Source organism: Blautia sp. AF26-2, assembly GCF_003460955.1.
GTDB lineage: Bacteria > Bacillota > Clostridia > Lachnospirales > Lachnospiraceae > Fusicatenibacter > Fusicatenibacter saccharivorans.
This window is the reverse complement of sequence record NZ_QTWD01000003.1, coordinates 173,516-188,836: the sequence shown is the minus strand read 5'-3', so window position 1 is coordinate 188,836 and position 15,321 is coordinate 173,516. Positions and strand designations below refer to the sequence as shown.

The 15,321-nt window shown below is 45.1% G+C and carries 17 protein-coding genes; all 17 read left to right on the top strand.

Annotated features, from left to right (window positions below):
* Window positions 1-335: IS200/IS605 family transposase (gene tnpA / locus DWY63_RS06045; protein ID WP_243001851.1), on the top strand; the 335-nt coding region annotated here is incomplete at its 5' end.
* Window positions 335-1,432, top strand: a complete 1,098-nt coding sequence (gene tnpB / locus DWY63_RS06040; protein ID WP_117801613.1) for an IS200/IS605 family element RNA-guided endonuclease TnpB — start codon at window positions 335-337, stop codon at window positions 1,430-1,432. The genes tnpA and tnpB, both read left to right, overlap by 1 nt.
* A gap of 158 nt (window positions 1,433-1,590) precedes the next feature.
* The gene (locus tag DWY63_RS06035; RefSeq protein ID WP_117801612.1) at window positions 1,591-1,878 is read left to right on the top strand and encodes a hypothetical protein; all 288 of its coding nucleotides are present in this window, start codon (window positions 1,591-1,593) and stop codon (window positions 1,876-1,878) included.
* A 116-nt stretch (window positions 1,879-1,994) separates the two neighbouring features.
* Window positions 1,995-2,462 carry an NfeD family protein gene (locus DWY63_RS06030; protein ID WP_117761277.1) on the top strand — a complete coding sequence of 156 codons (468 nt, stop codon included), beginning with the start codon at window positions 1,995-1,997 and terminating at the stop codon, window positions 2,460-2,462.
* Complete coding sequence (locus tag DWY63_RS06025; protein ID WP_117510131.1) at window positions 2,459-3,427, top strand: SPFH domain-containing protein; 969 nt, start codon at window positions 2,459-2,461, stop codon at window positions 3,425-3,427. Before DWY63_RS06030 ends, DWY63_RS06025 begins: the two co-directional genes overlap by 4 nt.
* Before the next feature lie 355 nt (window positions 3,428-3,782).
* Complete coding sequence (argF, locus tag DWY63_RS06020) at window positions 3,783-4,772, top strand: ornithine carbamoyltransferase (protein WP_117801611.1); 990 nt, start codon at window positions 3,783-3,785, stop codon at window positions 4,770-4,772.
* A gap of 167 nt (window positions 4,773-4,939) precedes the next feature.
* Window positions 4,940-5,932, top strand: coding sequence for a biotin--[acetyl-CoA-carboxylase] ligase (locus DWY63_RS06015; RefSeq protein WP_117801610.1), 993 nt, complete (start codon window positions 4,940-4,942; stop codon window positions 5,930-5,932).
* A 33-nt stretch (window positions 5,933-5,965) separates the two neighbouring features.
* Window positions 5,966-6,349 (top strand): DUF6145 family protein, encoded by a 384-nt coding sequence (locus tag DWY63_RS06010; RefSeq protein ID WP_117801609.1) that lies wholly within the window; start codon window positions 5,966-5,968, stop codon window positions 6,347-6,349.
* Window positions 6,339-7,337, top strand: coding sequence for a tRNA dihydrouridine synthase DusB (gene dusB, locus DWY63_RS06005; RefSeq protein ID WP_243001850.1), 999 nt, complete (start codon window positions 6,339-6,341; stop codon window positions 7,335-7,337). Before DWY63_RS06010 ends, dusB begins: the two co-directional genes overlap by 11 nt.
* 120 nt (window positions 7,338-7,457) lie before the next feature.
* On the top strand, window positions 7,458-8,852 hold the full coding sequence (locus DWY63_RS06000; RefSeq protein ID WP_055267420.1) for an MATE family efflux transporter: 1,395 nt from the start codon (window positions 7,458-7,460) through the stop codon (window positions 8,850-8,852).
* A gap of 232 nt (window positions 8,853-9,084) precedes the next feature.
* Complete coding sequence (greA, locus tag DWY63_RS05995) at window positions 9,085-9,567, top strand: transcription elongation factor GreA (protein ID WP_022461080.1); 483 nt, start codon at window positions 9,085-9,087, stop codon at window positions 9,565-9,567.
* Window positions 9,568-9,596: 29 nt separating this feature from the next.
* Window positions 9,597-11,621 carry a lysine--tRNA ligase gene (lysS, locus tag DWY63_RS05990; RefSeq protein WP_117801608.1) on the top strand — a complete coding sequence of 675 codons (2,025 nt, stop codon included), beginning with the start codon at window positions 9,597-9,599 and terminating at the stop codon, window positions 11,619-11,621.
* A gap of 230 nt (window positions 11,622-11,851) precedes the next feature.
* A complete protein-coding gene (locus DWY63_RS05985; protein ID WP_117801607.1) occupies window positions 11,852-12,319 on the top strand; it encodes a DUF6075 family protein in 468 nt (155 codons plus the stop codon).
* Entirely contained in the window at window positions 12,306-12,470 is a 165-nt protein-coding gene (locus tag DWY63_RS18130) for a hypothetical protein (protein ID WP_199607190.1), read from the top strand. The genes DWY63_RS05985 and DWY63_RS18130 overlap by 14 nt, the downstream gene beginning before the upstream one ends.
* A gap of 15 nt (window positions 12,471-12,485) precedes the next feature.
* Window positions 12,486-13,262 (top strand): ParA family protein, encoded by a 777-nt coding sequence (locus tag DWY63_RS05980; protein ID WP_117801606.1) that lies wholly within the window; start codon window positions 12,486-12,488, stop codon window positions 13,260-13,262.
* Window positions 13,255-14,160 (top strand): ParB/RepB/Spo0J family partition protein, encoded by a 906-nt coding sequence (locus tag DWY63_RS05975; RefSeq protein WP_117801605.1) that lies wholly within the window; start codon window positions 13,255-13,257, stop codon window positions 14,158-14,160. The genes DWY63_RS05980 and DWY63_RS05975 overlap by 8 nt, the downstream gene beginning before the upstream one ends.
* Window positions 14,141-15,316 (top strand): DUF6017 domain-containing protein, encoded by a 1,176-nt coding sequence (locus DWY63_RS05970; protein WP_117801604.1) that lies wholly within the window; start codon window positions 14,141-14,143, stop codon window positions 15,314-15,316. Before DWY63_RS05975 ends, DWY63_RS05970 begins: the two co-directional genes overlap by 20 nt.
* Window positions 15,317-15,321 lie beyond the last annotated feature (5 nt).

The window sequence follows — 15,321 nt, the reverse complement described above, 5'->3', positions numbered from 1 at the left end:
TAACCAATGGTGTAGATACCAGGTTGAAGGAACTGCTCACAGAGTATGCTGCAAATCTTTCTGTAGACATTCTGGAAATGGAGATCATGCCGGATCATGTTTATATGCTGCTGGAAGTAGATCCTCAGTTTGGAATCCACAAAGCTGTAAAATCGTTCAAAGGCTATACGTCCAGAATTTTAAGACAGGAATTTCCCTATCTCAAAACGAAAATGCCGACGCTCTGGACAAACAGCTATTTTGTATCTACCGTTGGCGGTGCCCCGCTGGAAGCAGTAAAACAGTATATCGAAAACCAGAAAACATCGCAGAGACAAAAGGATAAGATGGGCTAATGCAAAAAGGGATCAAATTCAGGATCTACCCGAACAGAGAACAGAAAAACTTCATCCACCAGACGCTGGGATGCTGCCGGCTGATCTACAACCGGGGACTTGCCATGCGCAAGGAAAACTGTGAAGAAGGGAAGAAGATTGGATATACCCAGACTTCCGCCATGCTGACCGAACTGAAAAGACAGGAGGAGTTTGCTTTTTTGAAAGCAGCAGATTCCATTGCCTTACAGCAGTCTCTGCGGGATCTCGACCGGAGCTTTGTGAATTTCTTTCAAAAACGTGCTTCCTATCCAACCTTCAAGAGCAAACATAACCGGTTCCAGTCATACAGAACGGTCAATCAAAAAGATAATATCCGTATTGTGGGAAGATATATCAAACTTCCGAAACTTGGATTCGTCAAAATACGCCAGTCGATGGAAGTGGGAAAAATTAATCACGTAACCATTGAGTACACACCGGCCGGAAAATATTTTGCAGTCTTAAATGTTGATTTCGAACCGGAACCACGCCCAAATGCTGGAGGAACGATTGGAATTGATGTCGGAATCAAAGCATTCTATTCTGACAGCAATGGAAATACGGTATCAAATCCCAGATATCTGGAACGCTCCATGCGAAAACTCATAAGAGAACAGCGAAGACTTTCCCGGAAGCAGAAAGATTCCCATAACCGCGGGAAGCAGCGGCTCAGGGTAGCCAGAGTGCATGAGAAAATAGCCAATCAGCGGAATGATTTCCTGCAGAAACAGTCAACGATGCTGGTGCGCGAAAACCAAACCATCTGTATCGAGGATCTGAACGTGAAGGGAATGATCCGGAACCATAAACTGGCAAAATCCATAGCAAGTGTTTCCTGGGCAAAGTTTTTCGAAATGCTGGAATATAAAGTTGCCTGGTATGGAAATGAACTTCACAGAGTACCAACGATGTATCCGAGCAGTCAGACCTGTAGCTCTTGCGGCTACAGAAATCCACGGATAAAAAATCTGAGTATTCGTATCTGGGAGTGCCCGAAATGCCATGCAGTTCATGACCGGGATACGAATGCAGGCATTAATATTCTGAAAAAAGCACTGCAGATGCAGTCTGCATAAAGATGAAAAGCTGTACCGTAGGGCATACGGGAACAGGATAAACATAGCTTGTGGACACTGTGTAAGACATTGCAGTACCGTAAGGTATTCGTCAATGCAGTAGTGGAAGAAACAAGAATCCCCCCTGCTTTAGCTGTGGGGAGTGTCAAGGCGACCTGATGCTGTTTCACCTGGTGATTGGTGCAATGTATCTGGCGAAGGAAGAGATGACATATGAAGGAAAAAATGTTTCTGCGGTCAGAAAGCTGCTGAAACAATATGGGTCAGATCCGTTTGTTCGAAAAACTCTGACGATATGGAATTGCCTGCATTACGTAGTTCAAATCAAATCGGTATTCTGGAAACTATTAAGCTTCACCCTCGTATTATTTTTACGTCTTCACGCATATGGTTTTCTGTCAGCAATCCTCGTTTTCATGTCCGGGCTTGGAATTGACAGTCTGTAGACGATTCCTGACAAATCTTTCTTTTTTCTGAATGTTTTTAACTTTGCTTGTTATTTTTTCATCATTATAGTATGATGAATACAACAGCCAATTTTTTCAGAAAGGGGGAAAAACGCATGGGTATTACAGCTTACCTGCCGGTTTACTGGCTGATCGCACTCGTCGTTTTTTTAGTGATTGAAGCAGCAACACTTGGTCTTGCGACGATCTGGTTTGCAGGTGGGGCGCTTGTTGCTTTGATCGCTGCCATGTGCGGAGCCGGGATTGTAATTCAGATTGTACTGTTTCTTGTTGTATCGCTGGTACTTCTGTTTTTTACACGTCCGCTCGCCGTTCGCTTTCTGAATAAGGATACACTGAAGACGAACGTGGACCGTGTGGTTGGCATGGAAGGAGTCGTGACGGAGGAAATCTCCAATCTTGCGGGAACCGGAAAGGTTTCGCTTGGAGGAAACGTGTGGACTGCGCGTACAGAGAACGAAGGAGGTACGATTCCCGTGGATGCAGTCGTTACGGTGCTCCGTGTGGAAGGCGTCAAGCTGATTGTAAAGGTCAAAGAAAAAGAAGGAGGAAATGAAACATGAGTGGTGGAGGAGTTGCAGGAATTTTATTGATTTTGCTTCTTGTGGTTGCATTGTTTATCGCGGCATCGTGTGTGAAGATCGTACCGCAGGCCAGTGCTTACGTGGTAGAGAGTCTTGGAAAGTACAAAGACACCTGGGCAACTGGTCTTCATTTCAAGGTTCCGTTTATCGAGCGTGTAGCGATTCGCGTGAACTTGAAAGAGCAGGTGGTGGATTTCCCGCCGCAGCCGGTTATCACAAAAGATAATGTTACGATGCAGATTGATACCGTTGTATTCTTCCAGATTACCGATCCGAAGCTGTTTGCATACGGTGTTGTCAATCCGCTGATGGCAATTGAAAACCTGACGGCAACAACGCTTCGAAACATCATCGGAGATCTGGAGCTTGATGAAACGCTGACATCCCGTGAGATCATCAACACGAAGATGCAGGCTGCGCTTGATATCGCGACCGATCCGTGGGGAATTAAAGTAAACCGTGTCGAGCTGAAAAACATTATGCCTCCGGCAGCCATCCAGGAAGCAATGGAGAAACAGATGAAGGCAGAGCGTGAACGCCGTGAAGCAATCCTGATTGCAGAAGGAGAGAAAAAATCGACCATCCTTGTTGCCGAAGGTAAAAAACAGTCGGCCATCCTCGATGCAGAGGCTGAAAAACAGGCGGCGATTCTTCGTGCAGAGGCAGAAAAAGAGAAACGGATCCGTGAGGCAGAAGGCCAGGCAGAGGCAATCCTCAAAGTACAGCAGGCAAATGCCGATGGTATCCGTGCGATCAAAGAAGCAGGTGCGGACGATGCCGTTCTTACCTTAAAGAGCCTTGAGGCACTTGGCGTTCTGGCAAATGGAAAGGCAACAAAGATTGTTGTTCCGTCCGATCTGCAGGGACTGGCAAGTCTGGCTACCACATTCAAAGGTATTGTGGAGGAGCAGAAAGTGCCGGCAGGAAAAGAAGTGCAGAAGTAAAATAGAGATAAATCGATAAGAAAAAGAGAATTCTCCCACAGAAAGCGTGATGCCGGATGTGGGAGATTTTTCATGGACAGCGAACAAAAGTCCGCAGTTACAAGAGCCCCCGGTGACAGCCGTGATAACGGGAAAAATGGAAAGAGAGTGTTTTTAAAGTGCATAAAAATGCATATTATATGAATAATATAAAGAAAATACGTAAAAATATACATTTTCCTCTTGACAGATGAACAGGTCTGTTTCATAATAGAGACTATTCAAGGAAACCAAGGGGCAAAAAACTTTTTGACCCAACATCACAGTATAGGAAATAATAAAATACACCATATGCAGATATAAGGAGGAACAAGCCATGGATTTAAAAGGACGCGATTTTCTGACATTGAAAGATTTTACACCGGAAGAGATTGCCTATCTGCTGGATCTGTCCGCAGAGCTGAAGGAGAAGAAAAAGAAAGGCATTCCGGTGGATACCCTGCGCGGTAAAAACGTTGCACTGATCTTCGAGAAAACCAGCACCAGAACCCGCTGTTCCTTCGAGGTAGCTGCACATGATCTCGGTATGGGAACAACGTATCTGGATCCGACCGGTTCCCAGATCGGCAAAAAAGAGAGCATTAAAGATACAGCCCGCGTTCTTGCCGGTATGTATGAGGGAATTGAATACCGTGGATTTGGTCAGGAGATTGTAGAAGAACTGGCAAAATATTCCAAAGTCCCGGTATGGAACGGACTGACGAACGAGTACCACCCGACCCAGATGCTCGCCGATATGCTGACAATCCAGGAAGAGTTCGGCCACTTAAAAGGCATCAAACTCGTTTACATGGGCGACGCCCGCTACAATATGGGAAATTCCCTGATGATTGCATCTGCCAAGATGGGAATGGATTTTGTGGCCTGTGCACCGAAGAAATACTTCCCGAACGCAGAGCTTGTGGCTCAGTGTGAGGAGTATGCAAAGGAGAGCGGTGCAACCATCACCCTCACCGAGGACGTAAAAGAAGGAACAAAAGATGCCGATGTTATCTATACCGATGTCTGGGTATCTATGGGTGAGCCGGACAGCGTATGGGAGGAGAGAATCCACGATCTGACTCCGTACCGTGTCACAAAAGAAGCAATGGCAAATGCAAAAGATACCGCCGTATTCCTGCACTGCCTGCCGTCCTTCCACGATCTGAAAACAAAGATCGGAAAAGAGATCCACGAACGCTACGGCCTGAATGAGATGGAAGTAACCGATGAAGTATTTGAATCTGCGCAGTCGAGAGTATTCGAAGAAGCAGAGAACCGTATGCATACGATCAAAGCAGTTATGGCAGCGACCCTCGGAGCATAAAGTTTTGGGTGGAAAAACCGGAATAGACTGTGTATAATAGAATAACGAAGAAACACGCACAGCAGCGCTGCGGAAAACTCTTCCGCAGCGCTGCTGTTGATTTTTCGAAATGCATAAAGCGTGCTTCTTATAGTCAGAAAGCAACACAGGGAGTGTGATAATACGATATGCTGGAAAATAAGAGAGCCGAGACGCTGCGTCTTCTGCGGGAATCCGGAAAAAATGTTTCCGGACAGGAGCTGTGTGAACATTTTGGGATTTCCCGCACCGCAGTATGGAAGATGATGAATCAGTTGAAGGAAGAGGGATACGAGATTGAAGCCGTTCAGAATAAGGGATACCGTCTGTTAAATGAGCCGGATCTCGTAACGAAGGATGAGCTGGAAAGCCGCACGCATACGAAATATGTCGGACAGACGGTTTATTACAGCCGTGAGGTGGATTCGACAAACACGTGGGCGAAGCGGTTGGCGGAAGAGGGTGCGCCGAACGGCACACTGACAACGGCCGAGACGCAGACTGCCGGAAAAGGCCGCCGTGGCAGAGTCTGGAAATCGCCGGAGGGAACTTCCGTTTCGATGTCGATTCTGCTGTACCCGGATCTTGAGCCGGCCAAAGCACCGATGCTGACGATTGTAATGGGACTTGCCGTAGTGCAGGGTGTGCAAAGAGCGCTCGGTATCGATACGAAAATCAAATGGCCGAACGACGCGGTGCTGAATGGGAAAAAGCTCTGTGGTATCCTGACAGAGATGAGCGCACAGATTGATTACATCAATTATGTTGTCATCGGAACCGGAATCAATGTCAATCAGATGGAATTTCCGGAAGAAATCGCGGAGATTGCGACCTCACTGGCGATAGAAATGGGTCATCCCGTCAACCGGGCGAAAGTGGTCGCAGCAGTGCTGGAGGCATTTGAGGAGGACTATGAAAAATTCCTGGAAGCAGGGGATCTCTCCGGGCTGAAGGAAGCATATGAGGCTGTGCTTGCAAACAAAGACCAGCCGGTGCGTGTACTCGATCCGAAGGAACCGTTCGAGGGCGTTGCACTTGGCATCACGCCGACCGGTGAGCTGCGCGTGCAAAAAGAGGACGGAACGATCACTGAGGTGCATTCCGGCGAGGTTTCGGTGCGAGGCTTATACAGCTACGTATAGAGAGACCGGAAAAAGGAAGAGAAAGGAAAAATCATGTATTCAGATAATGAAAAAGTAGTGCTCTGCGGAGCAAGTGCATACGAACAGAAATATTATTTTAACCAGGATTTTGCATCCCTGCCACAGTATGTGCAGGATGAGCTTCATGTTATGTGTGTTATGTTTACGGTGGAAATCGGCGGTATTTTTACCATGTGGTTTGACAGCGACGGAAGTCTGCAGTTTGAGACAGAGGCTGTAGACGCGGATGCGATGTATGACGAGATCGGCGGCGCTCTTCGGATTAAGCAGTATCAGGAAGAAAAAAAGGAGCTGCTGGAATCACTGGAGCTGTATTACCGTGTCTTCTTCCTCGGTGAGGAGGTGCCGGAGGAGGCGCTGATGGAAGAGGACGGAGAGAAGCCGAATGGAAAATAAGAAACGTACACTGCAAAAGATGCCGCCGCTGAAAATCGGAAACGTGGAGATGCCAAACCCACTCGTGCTTGCACCGATGGCGGGGGTGACGGATCTGCCGTTTCGTGTTCTGTGCAAGGAGCAGGGCGCGGGCCTGATCTGTATGGAAATGGTGAGCGCGAAGGCAATTTTATATAAGAATAAAAATACCGAGGATCTGATGACGATCGATCCGGGTGAGCATCCGGTGTCCCTGCAGCTTTTCGGCAGTGATCCGGAGATTTTGGGGCAGATTGCCGCTCAGATCGAAGAAAGGCCGTTTGATATTCTGGATTTTAACATGGGCTGTCCGGTGCCAAAGGTTGTCAATAACGGCGAAGGCTCGGCCCTTATGAAGGATCCGCATCTGGTGAGGGAAATCGTGACAAGCATGGTAAAGGCAGTGAAAAAGCCTGTAACCGTAAAGATTCGAAAGGGCTTTAACGAAGAATCGGCGAATGCTGTGGAAATTGCGAAGATCCTCGAGGACTGCGGAGTGGCCGCAATTGCGGTTCATGGAAGAACGAGAGCGCAGTTTTATTCCGGAAAAGCAGACTGGGATATTATCCGCCGGGTAAAAGAGGCAGTATCGATTCCGGTTATCGGAAACGGCGATGTGACAGATGCGGCAAGTGCCGAGGCACTGGTGGAGCAGACCGGCTGTGACGGAATCATGATCGGACGCGGCGCGGAAGGAAATCCGTGGATTTTTAAACAGATTCTTCATTACAGGGAAACCGGAGAAACACTTGCAAAGCCGACGCAGCATGAGGTAAAAGAGATGATGCTTCGCCATGCGCGCATGCAGGTGGAATACAAAGGCGGCGCGATCGGCATCCGCGAGATGCGGAAGCACGTTGCGTGGTACACGGCGGGATTCCCGCACTCGGCGAAACTGCGCGCAGCGATCAACCAGGTGGAGAGCCTGCAGGAGCTGGAACAGATGCTGAATGAGTGGGAACGAGGATAAAAAATAAGTCAAAAAAGTACCTATGATATGCCAATATTGATATATCATGGGTGCTTTTTCTGTGCTATACTGATAAACAGAGGTATTGGGACAAAAAACACTAAAGAGGGAGTGTAGTGTATGACTATCAAGGAACTTTTCGCACCGTCCGACATGACGGTGGGAAAGCCGTGGGAAAAGATTGTAGCTTTTACAATCCCTATGCTGATCGGCAACATTGCCCAGCAGCTCTACAACACGGTTGACAGTATTGTGATCGGAAAATATGTCGGGGACAATGCGCTTGCGGCAGTTGGAAGCGCCAGCCCGATCTTAAACCTGCTTCTGGTTCTGTTCGTCGGAATTTCCGTCGGCGCCGGCGTCATGGTGTCACAGTATTTTGGAGCAAAACAAAGAAAAGAGCTTTCGATGACGATCGGAAACTGCGTCACGCTGACAGCAATTTCCTCCATCATTATTATGATTCTGGGAGCCGTCCTCTCAAGGCCGCTGCTGGAAATGCTGAAAACACCGGATTCCATCATCGACTGGTGTACATCGTATCTGGTGATCCTGATGGTGGGCTGTGCCGGCAGTGCGTACTATAACATTCTATGTGGTATCCTTCGCGGACTCGGCGATTCGATTTCGGCGCTGATTTATCTGCTGGTGGCAACGGTCATCAACATTGTATTGGATATTGTATTCGTTTCCCAGTTCCACATGGGCGTTGCCGGAGTTGCATACGCGACCGTGATTGCGCAGGCAATTTCTGCAGTACTCTGCATGTGGCGTCTGATGCGTATGACCGACATTTTTGATTTCAGACCCAAATACCTGAAAATGAAAAAACAGTATTCGATGGAAATTATCCGCCTTGGTCTGCCGTCCGGTATTACCCAGGCGATCTTCTCCATGGCGATGGTTATCGTACAGTCGCTGACCAACAGCTTCGGTGAAATGGTTATCGCCGCGAATGTTATCATCATGCGTGTCGATGGCTTTGCAATGATGCCGAACTTTTCGTTTGGTACCGCGATGACAACGTATGCCGGTCAGAATGTCGGCGCACGCCGTATGGACCGCGTAGAGCAGGGCGCAAAACAGGGAACACTGATTGCTGTCGGAACCTCAACGACCATTACCCTTTTAATTGTTATTTTCGGCCATCATCTGATGGGAATCTTTACGAATACCACAGAGCTCGTAACATTAAGTGCCAATATGATGAAGATCCTTGCGGTCGGCTATATTGCCATGGCAATAACACAGTCGCTTTCCGGCGTCATGCGTGGAGCAGGCGATACGATGACCCCGATGTGGATTTCGATGGTTGTTACCGTTGTAATCCGTGTGCCGCTGGCATACGGTCTGGCCTTTCTGACCAGAACGCCGGAGCTGCCAAACGGACGATATCAGGTACTCTGGATTTCCATGCTGGTAAGCTGGTGCATGGGTGCGCTTCTGACGCTGATTTTCTATAAAAAAGGAAATTGGAAAAAGAAAGCACTGACAGGAAGCTCATCCGAAAAATAAAGGAAAAATAAGAGAAAGATGCAGGAAGGATTTGTGAAAAAGAAAATCTTTCCTGCGTTTCTTTTTTTCTTGACATTCCGTGGGCAATCCTTTATACTACTTTAATTGTTAGGATAGGCGGAGTCTATCCTTATTTCAACCGGGAATACTGAAAATACAGCGCATTTCCGGAGAGTTTACAGAATAAAATCAGATATGACTGGATACAGAAACGATAGAAAGGGTGTATAAAATGGAACAGAAAAAAACGATTCTTACCTATGCCGGCCTGAAAAAACTGGAGGACGAGCTTCATGACCTCAAAGTAAACAAACGTAGAGAAATTGCCGGTAAAATCAAAGAAGCAAGAGAGCAGGGAGACCTTTCCGAGAACGCCGAGTACGATGCAGCAAAAGATGAGCAGCGTGACATCGAGGCAAGAATTGAAGAGATCGAAAAAATCCTGAAAAACGCAGAGGTTGTTGTTGAGGACGAAGTAGATTCCGATAAGATCAATATCGGATGTAAAGTAGACGTACTGGATCTGGAGTATGACGAAGAAATCGAGTTCCAGATCGTTGGTTCCACCGAGGCAAACAGCCTGGAAGGAAAAATTTCCAATGAGTCTCCGGTAGGAAAAGCTCTGATCGGCGCGCACAAGGATGATATTGTCGATGTAGAAACACCGGCCGGAATTATGCAGTACAAAGTACTTTCTATCCAGAGAAATATCTAATAAAATACAAAGAAAAGGGAGTGAAGAGATTGGCACAGCAGACACAGGAACAGGATATTAACCACTTACTGAAGGTTCGCCGCGAGAAACTCGCAGAGCTGCAGCAGAACGGAAGAGACCCGTTCCAGATTACAAAGTTCGATCAGACACATCATTCGCTTGAGGTGAAAGGTCTTTACGAGGCACATGAGACTGAGCTGTTAAAAGACCGCCAGGAGCCGAACGTAGAGGGAATGGATGAGGAGCAGGCGAAAGAAGCTCTTAAAAAGGATTACGAAGAGAGAAGAAATATCATGGACGCAAGCCCGATCCATGTGGCAATTGCAGGACGTATGATGTTTAAGAGAGTCATGGGCAAGGCATCTTTCTGCAATATCCAGGATTTACAGGGAAACATCCAGGTATACGTTGCAAGAGATGCGATCGGAACAGAGTCTTACGCTGATTTTAAAAAATCTGATATCGGTGATATCTTCGGAGTGGAAGGATTTGCTTTCAGAACAAGAACAGGTGAGATTTCTATCCATGCAGAGAAGGTGACACTCCTCTCCAAGAGCTTACAGATCCTCCCGGAGAAGTTCCACGGTCTGACAGATGTAGATACCCGTTACCGTCAGAGATATGTAGACCTGATCATGAACACAGAGTCTAAAGATACCTTTATCAAGCGTTCCAAGATTCTCAGTGCGATCCGCAAGTACTTAAGCGGAGAAGGATTCATGGAAGTTGAGACTCCAATGCTTGTACAGAACGCAGGTGGAGCAGCAGCAAGACCGTTCGAGACACATTTCAATGCCTTGAACGAAGATCTGAAGCTTCGTATTTCCCTGGAGCTGTACCTGAAGAGACTGATCGTCGGAGGACTCGAGAAGGTATATGAGATCGGACGTGTATTCCGTAATGAGGGTCTTGATACAAGACATAACCCGGAGTTCACTCTGATGGAGCTTTACCAGGCATTTACAGATTACCACGGCATGATGGATCTGACAGAGAACCTGTATCGTTTTGTCGCACAGGAAGTGCTCGGAACGACACAGATCGTATACAAAGGAATCCCGATGGATCTCGGTAAGCCGTTCGAGCGTATCACGATGGTTGACGCAGTGAAGAAGTACGCAGGCGTTGACTGGAATGAAGTTGAGACTCTGGAGCAGGCAAGAGAACTTGCAAAAGAGCATAATATTGAGTTTGAAGAGAGACATAAAAAAGGTGATATCCTGAATCTCTTCTTTGAGGAGTTTGTAGAGGAGCATCTGCTTCAGCCGACGTTCGTTATGGACCACCCGGTTGAGATCTCGCCGCTGACGAAGAAAAAGCCAGAAAATCCAGAATATGTAGAGCGTTTCGAGTTCTTCATGAATGGATGGGAAATGGCAAATGCTTACTCTGAGCTGAACGACCCGATCGACCAGAGAGAACGTTTTAAAGCCCAGGAAGAACTGCTTGCCCAGGGCGATGATGAAGCCAATACAACAGATGAAGACTTCATGAACGCACTGGAGATCGGTATGCCGCCGACCGGTGGTATTGGATTCGGCATTGACCGTATGTGTATGCTTCTGACAGGAGCTGAGGCAATCAGAGACGTGCTGCTCTTCCCGACAATGAAGTCACAGGGTGCTGCTAAGAACGAAGCAAACAATGCTGCACAGGAAACAAAGCCAGTTGAGAAGATTGATTTTTCCAAAGTAAAAGTTGAGCCATTATTCGAAGAAATGGTTGATTTCGATACTTTCAGCAAGTCAGATTTCAGAGCTGTAAAGGTAAAAGCATGTGAAGCAGTTAAGAAATCCAAGAAGCTGTTACAGTTCACTCTGGACGATGGAACAGGCACAGATCGTACCATTTTAAGCGGTATTCACGCTTATTATGAGCCAGAAGAACTGGTTGGAAAAACACTGATCGCTATCACAAACCTGCCGCCAAGAGCTATGATGGGAATTGATTCTTGTGGAATGTTACTTAGTGCAATCCATGAGGAAGAGGGCGAAGAAAAACTTCATCTTCTGATGGTTGATGACCATATCCCGGCTGGTGCAAAGTTGTACTAAAAATCAAAAAATGTGTTTGTAAAAGTTGCATACTACAACAGAAGTACAACAAATTTTTGTTGTATAATACGTGATAACACTTGATATTACGTTGTTGTGCTTATGAATTGAGCTTTATAAATGTATCGCAAGGACATTTTCCTAAGAGAAATTTTAGGGAAGTGTCCTTTTTTTGTTGTAGTCGAAATCCAAATTAAAGTAAAAAATAACAATTTAAAGGAGAAGAAGCAATGGCAAACACAGCGTTAAGAGCAGAGAATAGCAATTCTCGCACAATTACTTTCAAGAGCAAGGAACACGAAAAATTTTATGAGGAATATCTGGAAAAATGCAGATATCAGGATGTTTATCATCAGGCTCTGGTTTATTGCCTGGGTATCGACAGAGACACAAGAGAAAATGTGAATAAAATCTATAATTTTAAAACTGGATGTGTAAAAACGGAATGCCTGCAGGAAGGCTGGCAGACCAGTGGAAGTTTACGGATCGTCCGCATGGCATTTAATCTTTACTGTAATGGGACACCAAGTGTCGGAGATTATGAAGCAGAGGAAGATCAGTTAAAAGAGTGCCAGTATTATACCGTAGAAGATCTGTTTTGCTGCGGATATGCCCGGTATTTTTGGGAAGCCATTAAAATCCGTTATCCAGAGTATTGTTTTTACAAAGACTGGGAGGATATGTATGCTGAAAATTAGATTACAGGGTACTTTAAAGGATATTCAATGGTTCCGCCGTATTTTGGAAAAGCATAAGGAACTGGATGTCCTGGAAGTATCAGAGGCTTATGCAAATAAAGGAACAAGCAAATATTTTCGTGTTTATGTTGAAGTAGAAGAAAAAGAGTAAATCGGAGGAAAGTATATGTGTAAAGTAATTGCTATTGCAAATCAGAAAGGCGGAGTAGCCAAAACAACGACAACAATTAATCTGGGAGCCGGACTGGTGAAGTCAGGGAAAAAAGTAGTTCTGGTAGATGCTGATCCACAGGGGCATTTGACAATGGGATTGGGATTTCCAAAGAATCTCAAGGTAACATTAAAGAGCATGATGGAGAACATCATCATGGGTCTGGAATTTGATCCGAAAGAGGCGATTCTTCACCATGAAGAAGGTGTTGACCTGATCCCATCCAATAAACTGCTTGCAGGTATGGATATGTCCTTATTTACGGTGGAGGACAGAGAAAAGGTGTTGAAAGAGTATCTGGAACTGCTGAAAGATGAGTATGATTATATTCTGATTGACTGTATGCCATCCCTTGGGATGCTGACGATCAATGCGTTGAGTGCAGCGGACAGTGTTCTGATTCCGGTGCAGCCACAATATTATGCGGCAGATGGACTCATGGAATTACTCAAAGTGGTAAAGGGAATCCATCAGAGGTTCAATCCAGATTTACAGATAGAAGGCATTTTATTCACAATGGATAATTGCCGTTACAACAATGCAAAGAGAAATAAGCAGGCAATCATAAGCACATATGGAGATGATATTAAGATTTTTGAGCAGACGATTCCAAGAACGGAAAGCCTTGCAGAAACAGCATCTGAAGGTGTAAGCATATTTGCTTATGATGGAAAAAGCAAAGGGGCAGACAGTTACAGGGAACTGGTTCAGGAGGTGTTGAAACATGCGTAGACCGAAAAAAGAGATTCAGCTTACCTCTTATGATGAGTTACTGGGATTAGAAGAATCACCGGAAAAGAGTATGAACCAGGTTATGGAAATAGAACTGGAAAAGCTCTATCCTTTTAAAAATCATCCGTTCCATGTAAACGATGATGAAAAAATGGCAGAAACCGTAGAGAGCATTAAAACATACGGTGTTTTGACTCCTGCATTGGTAAGACCTCGACCAGATGGCGGATATGAGATGATTTCCGGGCATAGAAGAAAAAGAGGCTGTGAACTGTGTGGAAAGACTACATTGCCAGCTCTTGTCCGAAATTATACGGATGATGAAGCGGTCATTATTATGGTCGATTCCAACATTCAGCGTGAAAATCTACTGCCAAGTGAGAAAGCTCATGCCTATAAGATGAAATATGATGCAATGAAGCATCAGGGAAGTAAAGGTGAGAAATATACAGCAGATATGGTTGGGGAAGCCGCAGGGGACAGTGGAAGAACTGTGCAGAGATATATCCGTCTGGCGGCATTATCAGATGCTTTGCTGGAATATGTGGACAATAATAAAATTCCTATGATTGTGGGAGAAAAGCTGTCTTATCTGAAGCCAGAGGAACAGGAGTGGCTTCTGGAAGTGATTACCAACAGCAGCATTTTTCCGACAAAACAACAGGCAGAACAGTTAAAAGAATGCAGTGCAAATGGAAAATTAAACCAGAGTTATATCTATGCTGTTTTATTAAAAAAGGAAAGCAGTAAGATCAATGTGACGATTCCGGCAAAGAAAATTGGAAATTATTTTCCGGAGACATATTCTAAAGAACAGATAGAAGAAGTCATTTTTATGCTTTTGGATAAATGGAAAGAAAACAAAGAAGGAGTAGCAGATGCAGAAGATACAGTTTGATTATTTTACGGGGATGGAAGCGGAACAATACAGCTTTTATCGTGTCCCTAAAGTGCTGTTTACCGAATCATGCTTTAAAACTCTTTCTTGTGAAGCAAAGGTATTATACGGTCTGATGCTAGACCGTATGAGCCTGAGCATTAAGAACAGATGGCTGGATTCAGAGGACAGAGTATACATTATTTTCACTGTGGAAGAAATTGCAGAGTTGATGAACTGCGGAACTCAAAAGGCAGTGAAACTGGTAAAAGAGCTGGACAGCAGTAATGGGATTGGATTGATAGAGAAGAAACGTCTGGGACTGGGAAAACCGAATGTTATTTATGTGAAAAATTTTATGATCAGAGAGGTTCCAGATCAAAAGCCGACAGGTAATTGTGCAAATCTGCAATCTGAGCAGGAAGATCATAAAAAAAATGCAGATTTGCAATCGAAACAGGAAAGACATAAGGAATGTGCAGATTTGCGACAAGAAGCAGAAAACAAGGGGAAAACAGGCATTTCTCTGAATTGTGAAAATCATCATTCAGGAGTAGTGAAAACCACAATTCAGGATTATGGGGAATCACAATTCCAGAATAGTGAAAATCACAATTCAAGAATGGTGGAAACCACAAATCCAGAATTTCCAGAATCACAATTCCAAAATAGTGAAAATCATCATTCCGGAATAGTGGAAATCACAAATCCAGAATGCCCGAAATCACAATCTAATAATACTGATATTAACAAGACTGATATTAGTGAAACTGAGATAAATCAATCTTATCCAATCACATCAGGTAATTCCAAAAGGAAAAAAGATGTGATGGAGGAGATGAGAGCATATCGTGAAGTAATTCATGAAAACATAGATTATCAATATCATGCCAAAGAAGATGTAGATGAACTGGTAGAACTGATAATTGAAGTTATGATGATGCCGGAGGACAGTATGATTCGGATTGCAGGAGTAGAAAAATCAGTTGCTTTGGTGAAAAGCAGGTTTATGAAACTGAACTATTCACATATCGAATATGTGCTGTTCTGCCTGAACCGGAATACGACCAAGGTTGGGAATATTAAAGCATATCTTTTGACCGCCCTGTATAATGCCCCGGCAACGATAAACAGTTATTATCAGGCAGAAGTTAATCACGATATGTATGGAGGATAAAGGAA